The following is an 18,763-nucleotide window of genomic DNA, read 5'->3' as shown; positions in this document are numbered from 1 at the left end:
GTCACCGACCCCGGGGCTGCAGGCCGACGCGCACCAGACCGTCCTCGCAGACCACCGACCAGGTCAGCAGCCGGGTGGGCGTCTTCCCCTGGGTCTCCAGGCACTCCCCGGTGGCCAGGTCGAAGACCTGCTTGTACATCGGGGAGGCCACGGTCCAGCGGTCACCCCGGGTGCCCACCAGACCACGGGACATCACGTTCGCCCCGGAGTAGGGGTCGTGCTGCTGGACGGCGAGGACGGTGTCGTCGACCATCCGGAACAGCGCGACCTGCCGGCCGTCGACCAGCGCGGCCACCCCGCGCTCGGGGACGAGCTCGGCCAGGGAGCAGACCACGACGGTCTCCCCGGTGGTGCCCGGGGTGGTGAGGGGTGCGGTGTCCAGGCTCATCGTCGTACCTCCAGGTCAGCTCCGGCGATCAGGACGGCGCCGGAGGAGCGGTCGGTGTCGGTGGCGGGGCGGATCTGGCCGCGCTCGGGGACGTACTGCAGGGCCTCGTCGACGTGGTCGGGGGCGTTCACGAAGGCGCTGAACTTCCGCAGCTGCTCGGGGTCGGCCAGCACGGCGGCCCACTCGTCGCCGTAGGCCTCGACGTGGTGCGCCATGGCCTCGTCCAGGTCAGCGCCGATGCCCAGGGAGTCCCCGAGCACCACGTCGCGGACGTGGTCCAGCCCGCCCTCCACCTCCTGCATCCAGACGGCGGTGCGCTGCAGCCGGTCGGCGGAGCGGACGTAGTACATCAGGAAGCGGTCGATGGTCCGGACCAGCGTGTCGGTGTCCAGGTCCCCGGCCAGCAGCTGGGCGTGGCGCGGGGTGGCCCCGCCGTTGCCGCCGACGTAGAGGTTCCAGCCCTGGTCGGTGGCGATCACCCCGACGTCCTTGCCGCGGGCCTCGGCGCACTCGCGGGCGCAGCCGGAGACGCCGAGCTTGATCTTGTGCGGGGAGCGCAGCCCCCGGTAGCGCAGCTCCAGCGCCACCGCCAGACCGACGGAGTCCTGGACGCCGTAGCGGCACCAGGTCGACCCGACGCAGGACTTCACCGTGCGCAGCGACTTGCCGTAGGCGTGCCCGGACTCGAACCCGGCGTCGATCAGGCGCTTCCAGACCGACGGCAGCTGCTCCAGCCGGACGCCGAAGAGGTCGATCCGCTGCCCGCCGGTGATCTTGGTGTAGAGACCGAAGTCGCGGGCCACCTCCCCGATGGCGATCAGGCCCTCGGGGGTGACCTCGCCGCCGGCGATGCGGGGCACCACCGAGTAGGAGCCGTCCTTCTGCAGGTTGGCCAGCACGTGGTCGTTGGTGTCCTGCAGTGCCGACTGCTCACCGGACAGGATGTGGCCGTTGCCCTGGGAGGCCAGGATCGAGGCGACCACCGGCTTGCAGATGTCGCAGCCGCGACCGCGGCCGTGCCGGCTGATGATCTCGCTGAACGTGGTGAGCCGGGTGACCCGGACGATCTCGTACAGCTCTGCACGGGTCTGCTCGAAGTGCTCGCAGAGGGCCCGGCTGACCGTCAGCCCGGACTTCTCCATCTCGGTGGTCATCAGCTTCTTGGTCAGCGGCAGGCAGGACCCGCAGCTGGTGCCGGCCCGGGTGCAGCCCTTGACCGCGGCCAGGTCGCAGGCGCCCTGCTCGGAGACCGCGCACCGGATCTGCCCCGCGGTGACGTTGTTGCAGGAGCAGACCACGGCCTCGTCGGGGAGCTCCAGCCCGGCCGTCCCCCCGGCGGTGCCCTCGGGCAGCAGGAACGCGGCCGGGTCGACCCCCAGCCGGCGCCCCACCATCGGTCGCAGCGAGGCGTAGGCGCTGGCGTCGCCGACCAGGATGCCGCCGAGCAGCACCTCGGCGTCGTCGGAGACCACGAGCTTCTTGTAGACCCCGGCGCCGGGGTCGGCGTAGACCACCTCCAGCGCGCCGGGCGTGGTGGCGAAGGCGTCGCCGAAGGAGGCCACGTCGACGCCGAGCAGCTTGAGCTTGGTGGACATGTCGGCGCCGGGGAAGGTGCCCTCACCGCCCAGCAGCCGGTCCGCGGTGATCTCGGCCATGGTGTAGCCGGGGGCGACCAGGCCCAGCGTGCTGCCCTGGATGCAGGCCACCTCGCCGACGGCCGAGACGTGCTCGTCCTCGCTGAGGCAGCGGTCGTCGACCACCAGCCCACCCCGCGGGCCGACCGGCAGGCCGGCCGTGCGGGCCAGCTCGTCGCGGGGACGGATGCCGGCGGCGACCACCACCACGTCGACGTCGATGCTGGACTCGTCGGTGAACGTCATGGTGGCCACCGCGCCGTCCGGGCCGGCGGTCATCGAAGTGGTGCCGGTGCTGGTGCGGACATCGATGCCGAGCCGGGAGATGATGCGCTCCAGCGCCTGGCCGGCTCCCTCGTCGACCTGGACGGCCATCATCCGCGGCGCGAACTCGATCACCGTGCTGCGGGCGCCCATGGACTGCAGTGCGCCGGCCGCCTCGAGCCCGAGCAGGCCGCCGCCGATCACCGCGCCGCGGACCGGCCGTCCGGTGGCCGCGGCCCGCTCGCCGACCCAGGCCTGCAGGGCGGCGACGTCGTCGAGGGTGCGGTAGACGAAGACCCCCGGCAGGTCCGCGCCGGGGATCGGGGGGACGAAGGCGCTGGAGCCGGTGGCCAGCACCAGCTCGTCGTAGCGGTGCACGGTGCCGTCGGCGGTGGTGACCGTGCGGGCGTCGCGGTCCAGGGTCGTCACCGCCGCGCCGAGCTCCAGCCGGACCCGCGGGTGCTCCCAGAGGGTCGGGTCGCCGAGGGCCAGCTCGGCCGGGCCGGCGCCGCCGAAGAAGGAGGTGAGGGCGACCCGGTCGTAGGGCGGGTGCGCCTCCTCACCGAGCACGGTGACGGTGAAGGCGCCGGCGGTGTCGCGCTGCACCAGCGCCTCGACGAAGCGCTGGGCGACCATGCCGGCGCCGACCACGACCACGCGGGTCGGGGTGGGAACGGGCTCGGGGGCGGTGGTGTCGGCCATGACGGTCACGCTACGAAGCCGAGGTCACAGCGGACGACGCCAGCGATGACACCGTGGTAACGCTGTCCTCACAGTCGTCGAGGGGGGTCGGTGAGGGCGCCGGGCGGGCGGCCAGCAGGGCGCACACGTCGGCCCGGCAGCCGCCGCAGCCGGTGCTGGCCCGGGTCCGCGCGGCCACCTGCTCCAGGGTCCGCGCGCCCTGCCGGCAGGCGTGCTCGATCGCCCCGCGGGTGACGCCGTTGCAGCGGCAGACCACCGCCTCCTCGGGCAGGTCGGTGACCGCCGCCGCGGGCCCGGCGGTGGAGGCGAGGGCGGTGAGCAGCAGCCGGGCCGGGTCGCTGGGCACGGGCGCCCCCCGGGTGTAGGTGGTCAGCAGCTCCGCCGCGACCTCGGGGTCGCCCAGGCAGGTGGCCCCGACCAGCCGCTCCCCGGAGACCACCACCTGGACGTGTCGGCCCGCGCCGGGGTCGCTGAGCTGCAGGGTGCGCAGCGAGGGGTCGCGGGTGCGGTCCCCGGTCACCCCCATGGTGACGACGTCGAGCCCCTCGGCCTTGAGCGTCACCACGTCGTCGGCCACCCGGTCCCGACGAGGGGGCAGGGCGCCCGTCCCGGTGCCGGTGGCCCGCAGCCGGGCGACCAGGCGCGCGGCCTGCTCCCAGCCCTGGGCGATCAGCCCGCTCGCCCCCTCCGGCGGCTCGGCGCAGTCGCCGACGGCGAAGACCCGGCGGTCCGCCGGGCTGGCCAGGTGCTCGTCCACCACCACGCCCCGCCGGACCGGCAGCCCGGCGGCGCGGGCCAGGTCGGTCTCGGGCACGGTGCCCACGCAGAGCACCAGCAGCTCCGCCTCCAGGGTGCTGCCGTCGGCCAGGGCCAACCCGCTGACCCGCCTCTGGCGGCTGAGCACCCGGCTGGCCCGGACGCCGGAGCGGTGGGCGATGCCCAGCCGGTCCATGCCGGCGGCCAGCACCTCGGCGGCGGAGCGGTCCAGCTGGCGGTCCATCAGCGAGGACGGGTGGACCACGGTGACGGCCAGCCCACGGCGGGACAGCGCGACGGCCGTCTCCACCCCGAGCACGCCGGCTCCGAGGACCACGGCCCGGCGGGCCTCGCGGGTGGCCGCGACGACGGCGCGGGCGTCCTCGAGGGTGCGCAGGGTGTGCAGGCCCTCCGGCGCCGGGTCCGCCCCCGCCAGGTCCGGCACGCGGGCGGCGGCCCCGGTGGCCAGCACCAGGAAGTCGTAGCGGTGCCGTGAGCCGTCCGAGGCCAGCACCGAGCGGTCCTCCCGGTCGACGGCCACCGCGACCGTCCCGGCCCGGACGCTGACCCGCTCGGGGTCGGGGGAGGGCAGCCCGATGGCGTCCGGGTCGTAGCGGCCGGCCACCACCTGGCTGAGCAGCACCCGGTTGTACGGGGTCGGCCCCTCCGCGCCCAGCACGGTGACGCGGAAGCGCCCACCGTCGCCCTCGACGAGGTCCGCGGCGAACCGCGACCCCACCATCCCGTTGCCCACCACCACGACGCGGCTCACCGGCCGCCTCCTCTCCTCGTCGGGACCGCCGGGGCCGGGGCCGCACCGGCCGGCACCTCCGGGCGGAGGTCCACCGCGCACACCTTGAACTCGGGCATCTGCGAGACCGGGTCGACGGCGTCGTTGGTGATCTCGTTGACGCTGCCGGCCCCGGGGAAGTGGAAGGGGACGAACACGGTGTCGGTGCGGACGTCGGCGCTGAGCCGGGCCCGCACCCGCACCTCCCCGCGCCGGTTGGAGAGCCGGACCCAGACGCCGTCGGCCACCCCGAGCCGCTCGGCGGTCAGCGGGTGCAGCTCGGCGAACGCCTCGGGGGAGGCGGCCAGCAGCTCCGGCACCCGCCGGGTCTGGGCCCCGGACTGGTAGTGCTGCAGCACCCGGCCGGTGACCAGGTGCAGCGGCCGGCCGGCGTCGGGGCGCTCCTGCGGGCCCCGGTGCTCCACCGGGACCATCCGGGCCCGGCCGTCGGGGGTGGGGAAGCGGTCCAGGAAGGGTCTCGGCGTCCCGGGGTGGGCCGGGCTCCCGGCCGGCACCGCGGGGCAGGGCCAGAACAGCGCCTCCCCGCCGTCGAGCCGCGCATGGCTCAGCCCGGAGTAGTCCGCCCGCCCACCCGCGCTCGCCCGGGCCAGCTCGTCGAAGACCTCGGCCGGGGCGGTGGGCCAGCGGCTCGGCGCCCCGAGCCGGCGGGCCAGCTCGGAGAGGATCCACAGCTCGCTGCGCACCCCGTCCGGGGCCGGGACCGCCCGGCGGCGCCGGATCACCCGCCCCTCCAGGGAGGTCATGGTGCCCTCCTCCTCGGCCCACTGGGTCACCGGCAGCACCACGTCGGCCAGCCGCGCGGTCTCGGACGGGACGATGTCGCAGACCACCAGCAGGTCCAGCGCGGCCAGCCGCTCGGCGACGTCGCCGGCGTTGGGCGCGCTGACCCGCACGTTCGCGCCGTGCACCATCAGCGCCCGCGGGCCGCCGGGGGTCCCCAGCGAGGCCAGCAGCGCGACCGCCGGCAGGCCCCTGCCCGGCAGCGAGTCCGGGTGCACGCCCCACACCCCGGCCACGTGGGCGCGGGCGGCGGGGTCGTCGATCATCCGGTAGCCGGGGAGCTGGTCGGCCTTCTGCCCGTGCTCGCGGCCGCCCTGGCCGTTGCCCTGCCCGGTGATCGCACCGTAGCCGCTGCCCTGCCGCCCGCACAGCCCGAGCACCAGGGCCAGGTTGATGGCGGCGGTGACGGTGTCGGTGCCCTGGCTGGACTGCTCGACCCCGCGGCCGGTCAGCACGTAGCCCCCGGTTCCGCCGTGCACCGGGGACGCCGCGGCCAGCCGGCGGGCGGCGCGGACCAGCGAGGCCACCGGGACGCCGGTGACCTGCTCGACGCGCTCGGGCCACCAGGCCGAGACCGAGGCGCGGACGTCCTCGGCCCCGCTGGTGCGGGTCGCCAGGTACTGCTCGTCGGCCAGGCCGTCGCGGAGCACCACGTGGGTCAGGCCCAGCAGCACCGGCAGGTCCGTCCCGGGCACGGGCTGGAGGTGCAGACCGCCGCCGTCGGCGGCCAGCGCGGCGGTCGCGCTGCGACGCGGGTCCACCACCAGCAGCCCGCCGCCGGCGCGGACGTCGGCGAGGTGGTTGAGACCGGGTGGCATCGTCTCGGCCAGGTTGCTGCCCAGCAGCAGCACGGCCTGGGCCCCCCGGAGGTCCTCCAGCGGGAAGGGCAGCCCGCGGTCCAGCCCGAGGGAGCGGTTGGCCGCCGCCGCCGCGCTCGACATGCAGAACCGGCCGTTGTAGTCGATGTTGGCCGTGCCCAGCGCGACCCGGGCGAACTTGCCCAGCTGGTAGGCCTTCTCGTTGGTCAGCCCGCCGCCGCCGAAGACGGCCACCGCGTCCGGACCGGACTCGGCCCGGATGGCGGCCAGCCGTCCGGCCAGGTGGTCCAGGGCGGTGTCCCAGTCCACCTCCACCAGCTCCCCGCCCACCCGCAGCAGCGGGGTGGTGAGCCGGTCGGGGACGTCCAGCAGCCGGGCCGAGGTCCAGCCCTTCTGGCACATCCCGCCGCGGTTGGTGGGGAAGTCCCGGGCCGACACCTCCACCCCGGTGGGGGTGCGGGTCAGCGTCTGGGCGCACTGCAGCGCGCAGTAGGGGCAGTGGGTGGCGGTGGGGACGGCCTCGGTGACGTCCATCGCGCTCAGATCGACTCCCCGGCCAGCGCCGAGCCCGGGCGGCGGTAGACCGCCCAGGTCAGCGCGGCCATCACCAGGTAGGCGACCAGGAAGCAGACGATGGCGGTGGCGATCGAGCCGGTGGCCGTGGTCGACATCGCGAAGCCGCGGGGGATCAGGAACCCGCCGAAGGCCCCCACCGCACCGGCGATGCCCAGGCACCCGGCCGCCGCCTTGCGGGCCGCGACCACGTCGGCGCCGCGGGACAGCGCGGTGGCGCGGAAGACCGCCGGGATCATCCGGTAGGTGGCGCCGTTGCCGAGCCCGGTGCCGAGGAAGAGCACCATGAAGGAGGTGAAGAAGAGCACGAAGCTCTGCTGGTCCAGGGCCACCAGGGCACCGACCGCGCCCAGCGTCAGCAGCCCGAAGGAGGCGATCGTGACGCGCGCGCCGCCGAGCCGGTCGGCCAGCATCCCGCCGAGGGGCCGGCTGAGCGCGCCGATCAGGGCACCGAGGAAGGCCAGCGCGGGGTTGGCCCCGGCGAACTGGGTCTTCAGCAGCGTCGGGAACGCGCCGGAGTAGCCGATGAAGGAGCCGAAGGTCCCGACGTAGAGGAAGGAGATGATCCAGGTGTGGCGGTGGGCCGCGGCCAGGGCGAAGGAGCGGTAGTCCGCCCGCACCGAGGCCAGGTTGTCCATCAGCCGCCAGGCCAGCACGGCGGCCACCAGGATCAGCGGTACCAGCACCAGGCCGATCCGCTGCAGCTGCACGCCGGCGCCGATGGTGATGATGGCCGGCACCGCCAGCTGGACGATGCCGGTGCCCAGGTTGCCGCCGGCGGCGTTGATGCCCAGCGCCCGACCCTTCTCCCGCTCGGGGAAGAAGAAGGTGATGTTGGTCATCGAGGAGGCGAAGTTGCCACCGCCCAGACCGGCCAGCGCGGCCACCGCCAGCAGCACGCCGAAGGAGGTCTCGGGACGTCCGACCACCCAGGTGAGGGCGGCCACCGGGAGCAGCAGCAGCAGGGCGGAGATGACGGTCCAGGTGCGCCCGCCGAACAGCGGCACGGCGAAGGTGTAGGGGATCCGCAGCGCCGCACCCACCAGGGCCGGCAGCGCGATCAGCCAGAACTGCTGGTCCACGGTGAGGGAGAAGCCGGCGGCCGGCAGCTGGGGGACCACCACGCTCCACAGCGCCCAGACGCAGAAGCCGAGGAACTCGCAGCTGATCGAGGCCACCAGGTTGCGGCGGGCCACGCGGCGGCCTCCGCCCTCCCAGGAGACGTGGTCCTCGGGGTCCCAGTCCGACAGCCAGCGACCGCGCCGTACCGGGGTGGCGGCGGGACCGTCCCCGGTGCGGGGTTCACGGGTGGGTGCGCTCATGGTGCTCCTCCAGGTCGGGTCGTCACGGGTGACGAGACGTCCCCGAGCCTCCCGAGCGCGTGTTTCGCGGCGTGACGGCGCACGTGAAACTCCGGTGACGCTCACCGCACACCCCGCCGGAGGGCCTGTGAGAACCCGGGAGGGCGTCCCGGTGGCAGACTGTGCGCGTGACCAGCGCAGCCGAGGCCGGGACCGACGACGCCACGCTGCGGGTGCTGGTGGTGACCGGCATGAGCGGCGCCGGCCGCAGCACCGCGGCCCACGCCCTGGAGGACCTCGGCTGGTACGTCGTCGACAACCTGCCCCCAGCGATGCTGGACGACCTGTGCTCCCAGATGGAGGCGGCCGGGGTCGAGCAGCTCGCGGTGGTGCTCGACGTCCGCTCCTGGTCGCTGTTCGAGCAGCTGCCCACCATGTACGAGGACCTGGCCCGGCGCGGGATCAGCCCCGAGGTGCTGTTCCTGGACGCCTCGGACGAGGCCATCGTGCGCCGCCAGTCCTCGGCCCGGCGCCCGCACCCGCTGCAGGGCGACGGGCGGCTGGCCGACGGTGTCCAGGTCGAGCGCTCGCTGCTGGCCGACCTGCGCTCGGTGGCCGACGTGGTGATCGACACCACCCGGCTCAACCCGCACCAGACGGCGTCCAGGGTCGCGCACTTCTTCGCCTCCGAGCGGGCCGGTGAGCTGCGGGTGCTGCTGCTCTCCTTCGGGTTCAAGAACGGGGTCCCGGTGGACGCCGACCTCGTGGTGGACGCCCGCTTCCTGCCCAACCCGCACTGGGTGCCCGAGCTGCGCTCGCAGACGGGGCTGCAGCCCGCGGTGCGCGACTACGTGCTCGACCAGTCCGACGCCGAGCCCTTCCTGCAGCAGGTGGAGGGGCTGGTGCGACTGGTGTCGCCGGGCTACCTGCGCGAGGGCAAGCACCACCTGACGGTCGGCGTCGGGTGCACCGGGGGCAAGCACCGCAGCACCGCCCTGGCCACCGAGCTGGGACGCCGCCTGTCGGCCTCGGGGATGCGGGTGGAGGTCATGCACCGGGACCTGGGGCTGGAGTGAGCCGGTCCTCCCACGCCGCCGCGTCGACGCGGCCCCTCGGCAGCGGGCCGGGTGGCTTCCGACCGCGCCCGGGCGTGGTGGTCTTCGGCGGCGGCCACGGGATGTCGGTGAACCTGCGGGCGCTGCAGCACCTGACCGACCGGCTCACCGCCATCGTCACCGTGGCCGACGACGGCGGCTCCTCGGGCCGGCTGCGGGGGGAGTTCGACATCCTGCCGCCGGGGGACCTGCGGATGGCGCTGGCCGCGCTCTGCGACGACGACCCGGTGGGACGGACCTGGGCGGACGTGCTGCAGGCCCGGTTCACCGGCGACGGCCCGCTGGGTGGGCACGCCATCGGCAACCTGCTGATCGCCGGGCTCTGGCAGCAGCTCGGCGACCCGGTGGCCGGGCTGGACATGGTGGCCTCCCTGCTGGGTGCCCGGGGCCGGGTGCTCCCGATGGCCTCGGTGCCGCTGCAGATCGAGGCCGACGTGATCGGGCTCGACCCCGCCGCCCCCGACGAGACCAGCACCCTCCGCGGCCAGGCCACGGTGGCCACCACCGACGGGGAGGTGACCGCCGTCCGGCTGCTGCCGGCCGACCCGCCGGCCCGACCGGAGTGCCTGGAGGCCGTCCGGGCCGCGGACTGGGCGGTGCTGGGTCCGGGGTCCTGGTTCACCTCGGTGATCCCGCACCTGCTGGTGCCCGAGCTGGCCGAGACCCTCGCGGCCTCCGACTGCCGGCGGATCCTCACCCTCAACCTCAGCCCCGACGGCGAGACGCGGGGGATGAGCCTCTCCCGCCACGTCGAGCTGCTGGCCGACCACGCCCCGCGGCTGCGGCTGGACGTGGTGCTGGCCGACGAGCGCGCCGCCGCGGACGACCCGCACCTGGAGTCCTACGTGGCCTCCCTGGGGGCCCGGCTGGTGCTCGCCGACGTGGCGATGCGGGACGGCAGCGCCCGCCACGACACCCTCCGGCTGGCGTCGGCCTACGCCGAGGTGATGGGTCTCTGACGGCTCGGGGCGGACCCCCGACCTGTGGCAGGATGCCGGGATGGCGATGACTCAGCAGGTGAAGGCGGAGCTGGCCACGATCGCGGTCTCCAAGCCCTGCTGCCGCCGCTCCGAGGTGGCCACCATCCTGCGCTTCGCAGGTGGGCTGCACATCAGCGGTGGACGGATCGTGATCGAGGTCGAGCTGGACACCGGTGCCGCCGCGCGGCGCCTCCGCACGGCGATCCTCGACGTCTTCGGCCACCAGAGCGAGCTGGCCGTGCTCAGCGGCGCCGGGCTGCGCCGCGGGACCCGCTACGTGGTCCGGGTGGTGAAGGACGGTCAGGCGCTGGCCCGCCAGACCGGGCTGGTCGACTCCCGCAACCGCCCCGCCCGTGGTCTGCCGCCGCAGGTGGTCGGTGGGGGCCTGTGCGACTGCGTGGCCGCCTGGCGGGGTGCCTTCCTGGCCCACGGGTCGCTGACCGAGCCGGGCCGCTCGATGTCGCTGGAGGTGACCTGCCCCGGACCGGAGGCCGCGCTGGCCCTGGTGGGGGCGGCCCGCCGGCTGCAGATCCCGGCCAAGGCGCGCGAGGTGCGGGCGGTGGACCGGGTGGTGGTCCGCGACGGCGACGCGATCGCGGCCATGCTCACCAAGATGGGCGCCCACGAGACGCTGCTGGCCTGGGAGGAGCGCCGGATGCGCCGCGAGGTCCGGGCCTCGGCGAACCGGCTGGCGAACTTCGACGACGCCAACCTCCGTCGCTCCGCGCGGGCCGCGGTGGCCGCCGGCGCCCGGGTCGAGCGGGCCCTGGAGATCCTGGGGGAGGACGTCCCGGACCACCTCCGCGAGGCCGGCGTGCTGCGCGTGCAGAACAAGCAGGTCAGTCTGGAGGAGCTCGGTCAGCTGCACACCCCGCCGCTGACCAAGGACGCCGTGGCCGGCCGGATCCGTCGGCTGCTGGCCACCGCCGACAAGCGCGCGGCCGAGCTGGGCATCCCCAGCACCGAGGCCAGCGTCAGCCCCGAGCTGCTCGAGGACGCTTGAGGGTCACTGGTCCGAAGCCGGTCCAGTCGGTCACTGGTCCGAACCTGTGACCCAACTGGTCCATACCACTAGGTGGGCCGCCGACGACGTCGAGGACGCGGGCCGTTAGGCTGACGACGTCAGCGGAGCGCCGCCCTCCGAGCGGCTCCCGGACACCACCGATCCACAGCTCGAAGGAGATCGAACGCATGACCGTCAAGGTTGGAATCAACGGCTTCGGCCGCATCGGCCGGAACTTCTTCCGTGCCCTCATCGCCTCCGGAGCCGACGTCCAGGTGGTCGGGGTGAACGACCTGACCGACAACAAGACGCTGGCCCACCTGCTGAAGTACGACTCGATCCTGGGTCGCTTCCCCGGTGAGGTCACCTTCGACGACACCTCCATCACCGCCGGCGAGCACACCTTCGCCGCCTTCGCCGAGCGCGACCCCGCCGCCCTGCCCTGGGGCGAGATCGGCGCCGACGTCGTGATCGAGTCCACCGGCATCTTCACCACCGCGGAGAAGGCGCGCGCCCACATCGACGGCGGCGCCAAGAAGGTCATCATCTCGGCCCCGGCCAAGAACGAGGACATCACGATCGTGATGGGCGTGAACCACGAGGACTACGACCCCGCGGCGCACACCATCATCTCCAACGCCTCCTGCACCACGAACTGCCTGGCCCCGATGGCCAAGGCGCTCAACGACGGGCTGGGCATCGAGAAGGGTCTGATGACCACGATCCACGCCTACACCCAGGACCAGAACCTGCAGGACGGCCCGCACAAGGACCTGCGTCGCTCGCGCGCCGCGGCCCTGAACATCGTCCCCACCACCACCGGTGCGGCCAAGGCCGTCTCGCTGGTGCTGCCCGAGCTCAAGGGCAAGCTGGACGGCTTCGCCCTGCGCGTCCCGGTCCCCACCGGCTCGGCCACCGACCTCACCTTCACCGCCTCGCGCGAGACCACCGTCGAGGAGGTCAACGCGATCATCAAGGCGGCCGCGGAGGGCGCCATGAAGGGCTTCCTCGTCTACACCGAGGACGAGATCGTCAGCAAGGACATCGAGACCGACCCGGCCTCCTGCGTCTTCGACGCCGGCCTCACCAAGGTGAACGGCGACCTGGTGAAGGTGGTCGGCTGGTACGACAACGAGTGGGGCTACTCCAACCGGCTGGTCGACCTGGCCGTGCTGGTCGGCGCCGAGCTCTGAGCACCACCCCGCAGTGACACCCGCCGCGGCGCAGCCCACGCCGGGCTGCGCCGCGTCGGCCGTCCGACCCGCCCCGCTCCCGCGAGCCGGGCACCCCGACCCCGACTGACCAAGGAGCCCCTGGTGAAGAGCATCGCCGACCTCGGCAACCTCGCCGGCACCCGCGTGCTGGTCCGCTGCGACCTCAACGTCCCGCTGGACGACTCCGGCGCGATCACCGACGACGGCCGCATCCGCGCCTCCGTCCCGACCCTCACCCGGCTCCGCGAGGCCGGCGCCCGCGTCGTGGTGATGGCCCACCTGGGACGTCCCAAGGGGACGGTGAACCCGAAGTACTCCCTGGCCCCCGCGGCCGCCCGGCTGGGTGAGCTGCTCGGCGCCGAGGTGCGGCTGGCCGAGGACGTGGTGGGTGAGTCCGCCCGCCAGGTCGTGGCCGGGCTCGGTGACGGCGACGTGGCGATGCTGGAGAACGTCCGCTACGAGCCGGGCGAGGAGTCCAAGGACGAGGCGGAGCGCACCGCGCTCGCGCGCCGCTACGCGGAGTTCGGTGACGTCTTCGTCTCCGACGGGTTCGGCGTGGTGCACCGCAAGCAGGCCTCGGTCTTCGACGTGGCGAGGCTGCTCCCCAACGCCGCCGGCGGTCTGGTCGAGGCCGAGGTCGAGGTGCTGCGCCGCCTCACCACCGAGCCCGCCCGCCCCTACGCCGTGGTCCTCGGCGGCGCCAAGGTGTCGGACAAGCTGGCCGTGATCGAGAACCTGCTGACCACCGCGGACACCCTGCTCGTCGGTGGCGGGATGGTCTTCACCTTCCTGGCCGCCCAGGGCCACCCGGTGGGCAAGAGCCTGCTGGAGGAGGACCAGGTCGAGACCGTCCGCGGCTACCTGGCCGAGGCCGAGCGCACCGGCAAGCAGATCGTGCTCCCCACGGACATCGTGGTGGCCCCGGAGTTCAAGGCCGACTCCCCGGCCACGGTGGTGGCCGCCGACGCCATCCCCGACGAGCAGCTCGGGCTGGACATCGGCCCCGACTCCGCCGCCGCGTTCGCCGCCGCCATCTCCTCCTCCCGCACCGTCTTCTGGAACGGCCCGATGGGCGTGGCCGAGTGGGACGCCTTCGCCGGCGGCACCCGCGCCGTGGCCCGTGCCCTGACCCAGGTCGACGGGCTGAGCGTGGTGGGCGGCGGTGACTCCGCGGCGGCCGTCCGTGCGCTGGGCTTCGGCGACGACGAGTTCGGCCACATCTCCACCGGCGGCGGCGCCAGCCTCGAGTACCTGGAGGGCAAGCAGCTCCCCGGGCTGGACGTCCTCGAGGGCTGAGCCCTCCCGCAGCACACCCTCCACTCCCCGAACGAAGGACGCCCGATGACCCGCACGCCCCTGATGGCCGGCAACTGGAAGATGAACCTCAACCACGTCGAGGCCACCGGACTGGTGCAGAAGCTGGCCTGGACCCTCAGCGACAAGAGGCACGACCCGGCCAGGAGCGAGGTGGTGGTACTGGTGCCGTTCACCGACATCCGGACCGTGCAGACCCTGGTCGAGGGGGACCGCCTCACCCTCGGCTACGGCGCCCAGGACGTCTCCGCGCACGACTCCGGCGCCTACACCGGTGAGGTCTCGGCCTCGATGCTGGCCAAGCTGGGCTGCGGCTACGTGGCCGTCGGGCACTCCGAGCGCCGTCAGTACCACGCCGAGGACGACGCGCTGGTGGGGGCCAAGACCCGCAAGGCGTTGGCCGCGGGGATCACCCCGATCGTGTGCGTCGGCGAGGGCCTGGAGGTCCGCCAGGCCGGCGAGCACGTGGCGCACACGCTGGCCCAGGTGGCCGGCGCCCTGGACGGTCTCGACGCCGGGCAGGTCGCCTCCCTGGTGATCGCCTACGAGCCCGTCTGGGCCATCGGCACCGGTGAGGTGGCCACCCCCGAGGACGCCCAGGAGGTGTGCGCGGCGATCCGCGGGTGGGTCCGCGAGCAGCACGGGGACGAGACCGCCGACACCGTGCGCGTGCTCTACGGCGGCTCGGTGAAGGGCTCGAACGTGGTCGAGATCATGGCCCAGACCGACGTCGACGGGGCCCTGGTCGGCGGCGCGAGCCTGCAGGTGGAGGACTTCTCCGCCATCGCCCGCTTCTACGACCTGCCCACCCTCGGCTGAGCTGCGCTTCGGTTCTGCGGATCACGAGGGCGTGAAGTAAGGTGTGCCGGTGACTTGGCCCCAGGTGAGCGTGTCCATCGTGCTGGTGGCGACGAGCGTCCTGCTCGCGCTGTCGGTGCTGCTGCACAAGGGTCGCGGTGGTGGCATGTCGGACCTGTTCGGTGGCGGCATGTCCACCTCGATGGGTGGGACGTCCGTGGCCGAGCGCAACCTCGACCGGATCACCATCGTGCTCGGCCTGGTCTGGTTCCTGAGCATCCTGACGCTGCTGGTGCTGTACCGCTGGAGCATCTGAGACCACCGACGTAGCGGTCCGGACGACCTGACCGCCCAACCGTGCCGCCTGCTGGCGGCACCTAGACCGAGGAGTACGACACAGTGGCTGGTGGTAGTGCCATCCGTGGCAGCCGCGTCGGAGCGGGACCGATGGGGGAGGCGGAGCGCGGCGACGCCGCTCCCCGGCTGTACGTCTCCTACTTCTGCTCCAACTCCCACGAGACCCGCCCGGCGTTCGCCGCCGACGTGCAGGCTCCCGAGACCTGGGACTGCCCGCGCTGCGGGCTCCCGGCCAACCTCGACCAGGACAACCCGCCGCCGCCACCGAAGACGACGCCGTACAAGACGCACCTGGCCTACGTGAAGGAGCGCCGCTCCGACAAGGAGGCCAAGGCGATCCTGGCCGAGGCCCTGCAGATGCTGCAGGACCGTCGGGCCCGCGGCGAGGTCATCTACTGATCCGGCCCTGAGCCGCGACGAGCACGGCCCCCGGACCTCGCGGTCCGGGGGCCGTGCTGCGTCCACCGGTGGTGCGGGTGGCTGCTCAGAGCTGGGAGGCCGCGTCCTCGTCGATCAGCCAGATCGTCGCCTCCTGGCCGGTGACCATGGCCGCCGGCAGACCCGTCTCACCGGACTGGGCCCGGCGCACCGCCTCGGCCTTGTCCGCGCCGCTCACCACGAACCACACCTCGCGGGAGCGGTTCAGCGTGGCCAGGGAGAGGCTGAGCCGCAGCGGCGGCGGCTTGGGGGAGTCGTGCACCGCCAGCACCCGGGCCGGGGTGGGCTCCAGGCTGGGGTGGTCGGGGAAGATCGAGGCGACGTGCCCGTCCGGGCCGACCCCGAGCAGGCAGATGTCGAAGGTCGTCTCACCCAGCTCGGTGGCGTAGCCGGCGGCGGAGTCCTCGATCGAGACGTTCCCGTCGGCGGCCGGCATGGGGTGCACCCGGGACGGGTCCATGGCGAGCGAGGGCGCCAGGATGGCCAGGGCCTCGCCGGCGTTGCGGTCGGGGTCCTCGGTGGGGACGAAGCGCTCGTCGCCCCACCACAGCTCCACGCGGGTGCCGTCGAGCGGGGAGCCGGGCAGCTGCTCGGCCAGGCCCCGGTAGATGCGGTTGGCGATCCGCCCGCCGGTGAGGCAGAGCTGGGCCACCCCCTCGCTGGACTGCAGGTGCGACAGCCGCTCCAGCAGCCGGCTGGACGCGCTCTGGATCAGTGCCTCGGGGTCGCTGTGCACGATGGTGCGGGTGGCCACGGGTGATCTCCTCAGCTGGTGGTGGTCGCCCCGGGGGCGTCGGTCGCCTCGTGGGTGGCGCTGCCGCCGGAGCCGGGACCCTCGGTGCTCGAGGTGGGTTCCGGACGGCCCGACCCCGACGGGCCGTTGCTGGTGCTGTCTGACGTCTTCGCGGCGATGGACCTGCGCGGACGCGAGGTCGCCGCCTTCTTGGTCGTGCCCGCGGTCTTCCTGGCCGCGGCGGTCTTCTTCGTGGCCGTCCCGGTGGTCTTCGTGGTGCCCGTGCCGGTGTCCTTCGCCTTGGCCGCCCTGGCGCGCTCGGAGCGTCGGACCAGGACGTGGGCGGCGGACTCGAAGATGTCGTCGTCGTCCATCCGCCGCAGCTCCTCGGCGATCAGGTCCTCGGTGTCGCGCCGCTTGAGGGCGACCAGCCGCCGAGGCTGCCCGGGCACCGCGTACTCGGCCAGCAGGCCGTCGTCGCGGGTCAGGGAGATGTCACCGGCCGCGGTGGTCAGCCGGACCCCGGTGATGCCCGGGCCCTTGGTGGCCTTCACCGCGACCTCGACGCCCAGCCGGTCCTCCAGCCAGGCCGCCATCAGCTGGGCGCCGGCGTGACCGCGCTTGGCCTCCACCGCCGCGGCGGTGAAGGTGGCCGGGTACTGGTCGACGGCCGCGGCCAGCAGGGCGCGCCAGGGGGTGAGCCGGGTCCAGGTCAGGTCGGTCTCGCCGGGACCGTGGTGGGCGGCACGGGCCTCCAGGCTGCCCACCGGGTCGCGGGTGCCGTCGGCGTCGGTGATCCGGCGGTTGGCCAGCGCACCGATCGGGTCCTCCGACAGCGAGTGCGGGGCGTCCCCGGGCCACCAGGCGACCACGGGGGAGTCCGGCAGCAGCAGCGGGAGGACGACGGAGGCCGGGTGCTCGGCCACCTCGCCGCGCATCCGCAGCACCACGGTCTCCCCGGGCACCCGCTCGCCGAGGTGGATCTCGGCGTCCAGGCCGGAGGTCTTCGTGGTGGTGGAGGTGACCACCAGCAGCAGCCGGCAGGGGTGCTCGCGGCTGGCGGCCAGCGCCGCCTCGGCGGCCCGCTGGTAACCGCGACCGTCGGTCACCACGATCAGGGTCATCACCATGCCCATGGTCGGGCTGCCGGCGTTGCGACGGGCCTTGATCAGGGCGCTGGCGACCTTGGAGGAGTTGGTGGACTTCAGCTCGATCATCATCGGTGCCTCTCCGTGCTCAGGGCCGTCGCCAGGTGAAGCCGTCGCGCGCGAGCATGTCGTGCGCGCTCTGCGGGCCCCACGAGCCGGGGTGGTACTTCTCCGGCTTGGTCGCCGTCTCCGCCCAGTGGTCCAGCACCGGGTCGAGGATCTTCCAGGAGAGCTCGACCTCCTCGTGCTGGGGGAACAGCGGCGGGTCACCCAGCAGGACGTCGAGGATCAGCCGCTCGTAGGCCTCCGGGCTGGACTCGGTGAAGGCGCCCCCGTAGGCGAAGTCCATGTTGACCTCGCGGATCTCCATCTGGGTGCCCGGGACCTTGGCCCCGAAGCGGAGCGTGATGCCCTCGTCGGGCTGGATCCGCATCACCAGGGCGTTGGTGCCCAGGGCCTCGGTGTCGGAGTTGGTGAAGGGCAGGTGCGGCGCCTTGCGGAAGCTGAGCGCCACCTCGGTGACGCGGCGGGCCAGCCGCTTGCCGGTGCGCAGGTAGAAGGGCACCCCGGCCCAGCGCCGGTTGTCGATGTCGACCCGGATCGCGGCGAAGGTCTCGGTGATGGACTCCGGGGAGACCCCCTCCTCCTCGGCGTAGCCGTTGACCTTGACCCCGCCGGCCCAGCCGCCGTCGTAGCGGCCGCGGGCGGTGTGGGCGTCCAGGTCGACCGGTGGGCGGGCCGCGGCGAGCACCTTCTGCTTCTCCGAGCGGAGCTGGCGGGCGTCGAAGGAGGTGGGCTCCTCCATCGCCGTCAGCGCCAGCAGCTGCAGCAGGTGGTTCTGGATCACGTCGCGGGCGGCGCCGATGCCGTCGTAGTACCCGGCACGCCCGCCGATGCCGATGTCCTCGGCCATGGTGATCTGCACGTGGTCGATGTAGTTGCGGTTCCACACCGGCTCGAACAGCTGGTTGGCGAAGCGCAGCGCCAGCATGTTCTGGACCGTCTCCTTGCCCAGGTAGTGGTCGATGCGGAAGACCGACTGGGAGGGGAAGACGCTGGACACGATCCGGTTGAGCTCCTGCGCGCTCTCGAGGTCGTGACCGAAGGGCTTCTCGATGACCACCCGGCTCCACTGCCCGCCACGCTGCTCGGCGAGGCCGTGGCGGCGGAGCTGGCCGACCACCTCGTCGAAGAGACCCGGCGGGATGGAGAGGTAGAAGGCGTGGTTGCCCCCGGTGCCGCGGGCCTCGTCGAGCTCGAGGATGGTGTTCTTCAGCTCCTCGAACGAGGCGTCGCTGTTGAGGTCGCCGGGGACGAAGCGGATGCCCTCCAGCAGCTGCTGCCACACCTCCTCGCGGAAGGGGGTGCGGGCGTGCTCCTTGACCGAGTCGTGCACGATCTGGGCGAAGTCCTCGTTGGCCCAGTCGCGGCGGGCGAAGCCGACCAGCGCGAAGCCGGGCGGCAGCAGCCCCCGGTTGGCCAGGTCGTAGACCGCGGGCATCAGCTTCTTGCGCGAGAGGTCACCGGTGACGCCGAAGATGACCAGCACGCAGGGCCCGGCGATGCGGGGCAGCCGCCGGTCCTGGGCATCCCGCAGCGGGTTGGGGCGGTTCAGGTCGAGCAACGCAGGGCTCCT

Annotated in this window: 16 protein-coding genes; 8 read left to right on the top strand and 8 right to left on the bottom strand. The window is 73.7% G+C overall.

Annotation, left to right across the window (positions count from 1 at the left end; translation table 11 throughout):
• Nucleotide 1: 1 nt before the first annotated feature.
• From nirD to BLT52_RS17920, 5 genes are read right to left on the bottom strand one after another with little or no spacing between them, the layout of a single operon-like run.
• The gene (gene nirD, locus BLT52_RS17940) at nt 2-388 is read right to left on the bottom strand and encodes a nitrite reductase small subunit NirD (RefSeq protein WP_090595434.1); all 387 of its coding nucleotides are present in this window, start codon (nt 386-388) and stop codon (nt 2-4) included.
• A complete protein-coding gene (gene nirB, locus BLT52_RS17935) occupies nt 385-2,988 on the bottom strand; it encodes a nitrite reductase large subunit NirB (protein WP_090597047.1) in 2,604 nt (867 codons plus the stop codon). The genes nirD and nirB overlap by 4 nt, the downstream gene beginning before the upstream one ends.
• Nucleotides 2,989-2,998: 10 nt before the next feature.
• Entirely contained in the window at nt 2,999-4,516 is a 1,518-nt protein-coding gene (locus tag BLT52_RS17930) for an FAD-dependent oxidoreductase (protein ID WP_197679097.1), read from the bottom strand.
• Nucleotides 4,513-6,687, bottom strand: coding sequence for a molybdopterin oxidoreductase family protein (locus BLT52_RS17925; protein ID WP_090595433.1), 2,175 nt, complete (start codon nt 6,685-6,687; stop codon nt 4,513-4,515). Before BLT52_RS17925 ends, BLT52_RS17930 begins: the two co-directional genes overlap by 4 nt.
• 5 nt (nt 6,688-6,692) lie before the next feature.
• Nucleotides 6,693-8,048, bottom strand: coding sequence for an MFS transporter (locus BLT52_RS17920; protein WP_090595431.1), 1,356 nt, complete (start codon nt 8,046-8,048; stop codon nt 6,693-6,695).
• A 167-nt stretch (nt 8,049-8,215) separates the two neighbouring features.
• Here BLT52_RS17920 and rapZ point away from each other — a divergent pair, with 167 nt between their 5' ends.
• From rapZ to BLT52_RS17880, 8 genes are all read left to right on the top strand, one after another.
• Nucleotides 8,216-9,103: an RNase adapter RapZ gene (gene rapZ, locus BLT52_RS17915; RefSeq protein WP_269457570.1), complete on the top strand. Its 888-nt coding sequence runs from the start codon at nt 8,216-8,218 to the stop codon at nt 9,101-9,103.
• Between the two features lie 74 nt (nt 9,104-9,177).
• The gene (locus BLT52_RS17910; protein WP_269457623.1) at nt 9,178-10,101 is read left to right on the top strand and encodes a gluconeogenesis factor YvcK family protein; all 924 of its coding nucleotides are present in this window, start codon (nt 9,178-9,180) and stop codon (nt 10,099-10,101) included.
• Between the two features lie 40 nt (nt 10,102-10,141).
• Nucleotides 10,142-11,125: a DNA-binding protein WhiA gene (whiA, locus tag BLT52_RS17905; protein ID WP_090595429.1), complete on the top strand. Its 984-nt coding sequence runs from the start codon at nt 10,142-10,144 to the stop codon at nt 11,123-11,125.
• Between the two features lie 188 nt (nt 11,126-11,313).
• Nucleotides 11,314-12,318: a type I glyceraldehyde-3-phosphate dehydrogenase gene (gene gap, locus BLT52_RS17900; RefSeq protein ID WP_090595427.1), complete on the top strand. Its 1,005-nt coding sequence runs from the start codon at nt 11,314-11,316 to the stop codon at nt 12,316-12,318.
• A gap of 123 nt (nt 12,319-12,441) precedes the next feature.
• The gene (locus BLT52_RS17895; RefSeq protein ID WP_090595426.1) at nt 12,442-13,635 is read left to right on the top strand and encodes a phosphoglycerate kinase; all 1,194 of its coding nucleotides are present in this window, start codon (nt 12,442-12,444) and stop codon (nt 13,633-13,635) included.
• Between the two features lie 45 nt (nt 13,636-13,680).
• Complete coding sequence (gene tpiA, locus BLT52_RS17890) at nt 13,681-14,472, top strand: triose-phosphate isomerase (RefSeq protein WP_090595424.1); 792 nt, start codon at nt 13,681-13,683, stop codon at nt 14,470-14,472.
• Between the two features lie 49 nt (nt 14,473-14,521).
• Nucleotides 14,522-14,767, top strand: coding sequence for a preprotein translocase subunit SecG (secG, locus tag BLT52_RS17885; RefSeq protein ID WP_090597042.1), 246 nt, complete (start codon nt 14,522-14,524; stop codon nt 14,765-14,767).
• Between the two features lie 83 nt (nt 14,768-14,850).
• Nucleotides 14,851-15,207, top strand: a complete 357-nt coding sequence (locus BLT52_RS17880) for an RNA polymerase-binding protein RbpA (protein ID WP_090595422.1) — start codon at nt 14,851-14,853, stop codon at nt 15,205-15,207.
• An 85-nt stretch (nt 15,208-15,292) separates the two neighbouring features.
• Here BLT52_RS17880 and pgl read toward each other — a convergent pair whose 3' ends face one another.
• From pgl to zwf, 3 genes are read right to left on the bottom strand one after another with little or no spacing between them, the layout of a single operon-like run.
• Nucleotides 15,293-16,000: a 6-phosphogluconolactonase gene (pgl, locus tag BLT52_RS17875; RefSeq protein WP_090595421.1), complete on the bottom strand. Its 708-nt coding sequence runs from the start codon at nt 15,998-16,000 to the stop codon at nt 15,293-15,295.
• A gap of 11 nt (nt 16,001-16,011) precedes the next feature.
• Complete coding sequence (locus BLT52_RS17870) at nt 16,012-17,199, bottom strand: glucose-6-phosphate dehydrogenase assembly protein OpcA (protein WP_090595419.1); 1,188 nt, start codon at nt 17,197-17,199, stop codon at nt 16,012-16,014.
• A 16-nt stretch (nt 17,200-17,215) separates the two neighbouring features.
• Nucleotides 17,216-18,751, bottom strand: a complete 1,536-nt coding sequence (zwf, locus tag BLT52_RS17865; RefSeq protein WP_090595417.1) for a glucose-6-phosphate dehydrogenase — start codon at nt 18,749-18,751, stop codon at nt 17,216-17,218.
• Between the last annotated feature and the right edge of the window lie 12 nt (nt 18,752-18,763).

The sequence above is a fragment of the Auraticoccus monumenti genome (genome assembly GCF_900101785.1).
Lineage (GTDB): Bacteria > Actinomycetota > Actinomycetes > Propionibacteriales > Propionibacteriaceae > Auraticoccus > Auraticoccus monumenti.
This window is presented reverse-complemented; position numbering and strand designations above follow the sequence as displayed.

Excerpts from the sequence above, each read along its gene's own strand:
- nirD (WP_090595434.1), bottom strand. The coding sequence starts at position 388 with ATGAGCCTGGACACCGCACCCCTCACCACCCCGGGCACCACCGGGGAG.
- nirB (WP_090597047.1), bottom strand. The coding sequence starts at position 2,988 with ATGGCCGACACCACCGCCCCCGAGCCCGTTCCCACCCCGACCCGCGTG.
- BLT52_RS17925 (WP_090595433.1), bottom strand. The coding sequence starts at position 6,687 with ATGGACGTCACCGAGGCCGTCCCCACCGCCACCCACTGCCCCTACTGC.
- BLT52_RS17920 (WP_090595431.1), bottom strand. The coding sequence starts at position 8,048 with ATGAGCGCACCCACCCGTGAACCCCGCACCGGGGACGGTCCCGCCGCC.
- whiA (WP_090595429.1), top strand. The coding sequence starts at position 10,142 with ATGGCGATGACTCAGCAGGTGAAGGCGGAGCTGGCCACGATCGCGGTC.
- gap (WP_090595427.1), top strand. The coding sequence starts at position 11,314 with ATGACCGTCAAGGTTGGAATCAACGGCTTCGGCCGCATCGGCCGGAAC.
- tpiA (WP_090595424.1), top strand. The coding sequence starts at position 13,681 with ATGACCCGCACGCCCCTGATGGCCGGCAACTGGAAGATGAACCTCAAC.
- BLT52_RS17870 (WP_090595419.1), bottom strand. The coding sequence starts at position 17,199 with ATGATGATCGAGCTGAAGTCCACCAACTCCTCCAAGGTCGCCAGCGCC.